Annotated in this window: 1 protein-coding gene and 1 pseudogene; both read left to right on the top strand. The window is 39.5% G+C overall.

What is annotated here, in order from left to right; translation table 11 throughout:
• Positions 1 to 55 precede the first annotated feature (55 nt).
• A pseudogene (locus tag MMP60_RS15795) lies at positions 56 to 2,901 on the top strand (YadA-like family protein).
• Between the two features lie 67 nt (positions 2,902 to 2,968).
• Complete coding sequence (locus tag MMP60_RS15800) at positions 2,969 to 3,757, top strand: OmpA family protein (protein ID WP_241337282.1); 789 nt, start codon at positions 2,969 to 2,971, stop codon at positions 3,755 to 3,757.
• Positions 3,758 to 4,070: the final 313 nt, after the last annotated feature.

Consider the following 4,070-nt stretch of genomic DNA (forward strand, 5'->3'; position numbering starts at 1 on the left):
CGGAGTACAACTTGGCTTAGGCAATACCGTTAAAGTTGGTAATGGTGCTACACAAATTACTGTTGATGGCAGCACAGGAAAAATTGGTGGTTTAAGCAATAAGACATGGAATGCTGCAAGCATCACCAGTGGACAAGCAGCGACAGAAGACCAATTGAAACTTGTGAGTGATGCACAAACTGCAACAGACAATGCAGCAGTGAAGTACGACAACGCGGCAACAAAAGACAAAGTTACTTTAGGTGGCGGAGCAGCAGGTACCACGATCACCAATGTTAAAGCAGGTGGAGTCAATGCAAGCTCAAGCGATGCAATTAATGGCAGTCAGCTTTATGCAGTATCGAACAACATTAAAAATGTAATTGGCGGTAGTACGACTATAAATGCAGCAACTGGCGCTATTACCACGACCAACATTGGTGGAACGGGTGCAAACACGATTGATGGAGCAATCAACAGTGTTAGCAATACAGCGAAAGCGGCTAAGACCGAAGTCAAAGAAAGTGGCAATATTAAAGTCACTTCAGTGGTTGGAGCCGATGGTCAAAGCATTTACACCGTAGCAACAGCGCAAGATGTAAGTTTCGATAAAGTAACCGTTGGCGGTGTTGTACTGAACAAAGCCAATAATGACATTACGGGATTAAGCAATAAAGATTTGAAAGCTGCTGATTTTGCAATGAAAGGTAGAGCTGCAACTGAAGAACAATTGAAGCAAGTGATTTCTAGCAACATCACCGAAGTTGTCGATGCTAGTGGTAATAAAGTCAATATTATTGATCAAGTTGTAAACACTAAACTGGATAACACCAATCAAGATTCATTGTTCTTAACTTATAACAAGCAAGGACAGGAAACTACGGATCGTTTGACAATTGGTCAAACTGTTCAGAAGATGAATACAGAAGGTACGAAGTTCTTCCATACCAATGCGGACACGTCTAAAGGTGATTTAGGCACAACCAATGATTCAAGTGCAAGTGGTCTAAATTCTACTGCAATAGGTGTTAATGCTATTGTCGCTGCGGGTGCGGATAGCTCAGTTGCTCTAGGTCATAATGCTAAGGTTCAAGGTATACAATCAATTGCAATTGGTCATGGTGCTGAAGCATTAGGTACACAATCAATCAGTATTGGTACGGGGAATAAAGTTAAAGGCAATCATTCTGGTGCAATTGGCGATCCAACTATTGTTAATGGTAGCAACAGTTATTCTGTTGGTAACAATAACCAAGTGCTTACAGATGATACTTTTGTACTTGGAAATAATGTGACTAAGACAGTGGCTGGTTCCGTTGTATTAGGCACGGGTTCTGCTGCTACAACGGGTGCAGGTGTTACAGGTTATGCATTGTCTACTGCAACAAATGTAGACAAGACTGCAATCAATAAAACAACGTCAACGACTGGTGCTATTGCAGTTGGTGATGCAGCAAGTGGTATTTATCGTCAGATTACGGGTGTTGCAGCAGGTACTCAAGATGCTGATGCTGTAAACGTTGCACAGTTGAAAGCAGTTGGTAATCAAGTTGTTACGACCCAGAACTCACTTGTGAATAGTTTGGGTGGCAATGCGACTGTCAATGCGAATGGAACTATTACTGGGCCTACCTATAATGTTGCGAAAAGTACTCAAACTAATGTTGGTGATGCGTTAGATGCATTAGACAAAGCCATTGAATCTACGGCTGTAACCTCTAAAACAACAGTGACTAAAGGTCAAAATATTGTTGTGAACAAGAGCAAAAATGTTGATGGTTCAGATAATTATGAAATAGCAACTGCGAAAGATTTAACAGTTGATTCTATTAAAGCTGGCAACACTGTTCTCAATAATGCTGGCATTACGATTGGTAATAATACTGTTGTGTTAAATAACACAGGGTTAATTATTGCAGGCGGTCCAAGTGTCACAACTCAAGGTATTAATGCGGGCAATAAGCAAATTACCAATGTTGCTGCTGGTACAAATACAACTGATGCTGTGAATAAAGGACAATTAGATTTAGCAATTAATAGTGTGGCGAGTGATGTCACTCAGCTTTCTAATAATGCGGTGAAATATGACACTGCATCTAAAGATAAAATCACATTAGGTGGTTCGAATGGAACCACGATTACTAATCTTAAAGATGGTGCTGTTGTTCAAGGTTCGAAAGATGCCGTGAATGGTGGTCAATTGTGGACTGTTCAACAACAAGTGAACCAAAACACCAATGATATTCAAGGTATTCAAACCAACATTAGTAATATCAACAATGGTAAGTCTGGTTTAGTGCAGCAACAAACACAAGGCGGCGATATTACTGTTGGTAAAGATGTGGGAGGTACAACATCAATGTATCTGGTACTCAAGGTGATCGTGTTGTTACAGGCGTGAAAGATGGTGCAATTAATGCAACATCGAAAGATGCTGTAAATGGCTCTCAACTTAATACAACAAACAATAAAGTTGTCGAATTATTGGGTGGCGGAGCTGGTTATAACAACATCACCAATAGTTTTACCAACCCAACTTATAAGGTTGATGGCAAAGACTACAATAATGTAGGTGGTGCCGTGGATGCTTTAAACAAAGCAGATCAAGCCTTAGGAAATCGTATTACCAATCTCGGTGATCGTTTAGAACAAGCCTTTACTGAAACCAACCAACGTATTGATGGTATTGAGAAAAAAGCGAATGCAGGTATTGCAGCAGCTATGGCGTTGGAAGCAGCACCATTTGTTGCGGGTAAATTCACGTATGCAGCGGGTGCTTCTTATCATGGCGGTGAAAATGCGATTGGTGTGACTTTACGTAAAACAGCAGACAACGGACGCTGGTCAATAACAGGCGGTGTTGCAGCAGCATCACAGGGTGATCCAAGTGTTCGTATCGGTATTAGCGGTGTAATTGACTAAGACCTAAGGCGTGGAGAAAAACAGCTATTGTTTTTCTCCATACTGCAAAAATCTAAGAGTAATCAATATGGAAAAAGTTATTAAAATTGCACTTTCAGCAGTGCTTCTTGGTCTTGTACTACCTGCTTATGCAGAAACAAAAATAGTGACTGAACAAGGGGATGGATATTTCCCTGCGATTGAAAAAAGTTATCTTAAACAAGTGAAACGTTATGAACACACCGATGTTCTCCGTTTGGAACAAGGATTAAGCAAGGATCAAATTCGTGATTTACTTGGTAATCCTCAGTTTAGCGAAGGCATCTTTGCTGTTAAAACTTGGAACTATGTTTTAGATATTCGTGTTCCAAATAGCAAAGATTACAAACGCTGTCAGTTACGCATAGATTTCAATAAAAACCTTGCTGAGCAGTTATCTTGGAAAGGTGAAGAATGTGAGAGTCTTGCACAGCGTACGAATTATGGGCAGCAAGCACCTTTAGTTCAGGCGACTACACCAACGATTACTTCTGCAAATATTTTATTTGGCTTTGATCGTTATGATGCAGATGCAATTGAGCAAGGCAAACAAACGGTGGCTGTGATTGCTCAGCAAATTAAAGATTCTGATTCTAATCATGCTGTTATTGTTTCAGGTTTTACTGATCGTATTGGGCATTTGAACTATAACCAGAAATTATCAGAGCAACGCGCAAATACAGTTGCAGACTTGTTGATACAGCAAGGCATTGATGCCAACCGTATACAGGTGAGTGCGCATGGTCCAACTGAACAATATAAATATTGCGATGGTAAATATTCTAATGCGCTTGTTGCCTGCTTAGTACTGAATCGTCGTGTCAATGTAAGTTGGTAATTTATTATCGAAATACATTTGATCTTGAAGTAGCTACTTGATCTAGAGGGGGAGTCTTTCTTTTCCCTCTGCTTTAATCGTATAGAGCATAACAATTGAGTCGACGAATTGAAGTTATGATTTGTCTCAATTCATGAGATTTTTAAAATAATTTCATGGCTGTTGTGATTCGAGATGATGAGAATGGACTTTTAGGTTAAACCATTTTTTTTAAATATTTTAAGTGTTTAAGTGTTTAAGTGTTTAAGTGTTTAAGTGTTTAAGTGTTTAAGTGTTTAAGTGTTTAAGTGTTTAAGTGTTTAAGTGTTTAAGT

Origin of the sequence: Acinetobacter sp. ANC 4805 (assembly GCF_022549495.1) — a bacterium.
Lineage (GTDB): Bacteria > Pseudomonadota > Gammaproteobacteria > Pseudomonadales > Moraxellaceae > Acinetobacter.

Coding starts and splice junctions, on each gene's coding strand:
- MMP60_RS15800 (WP_241337282.1), top strand. CDS start 2,969: ATGGAAAAAGTTATTAAAATTGCACTTTCAGCAGTGCTTCTTGGTCTT.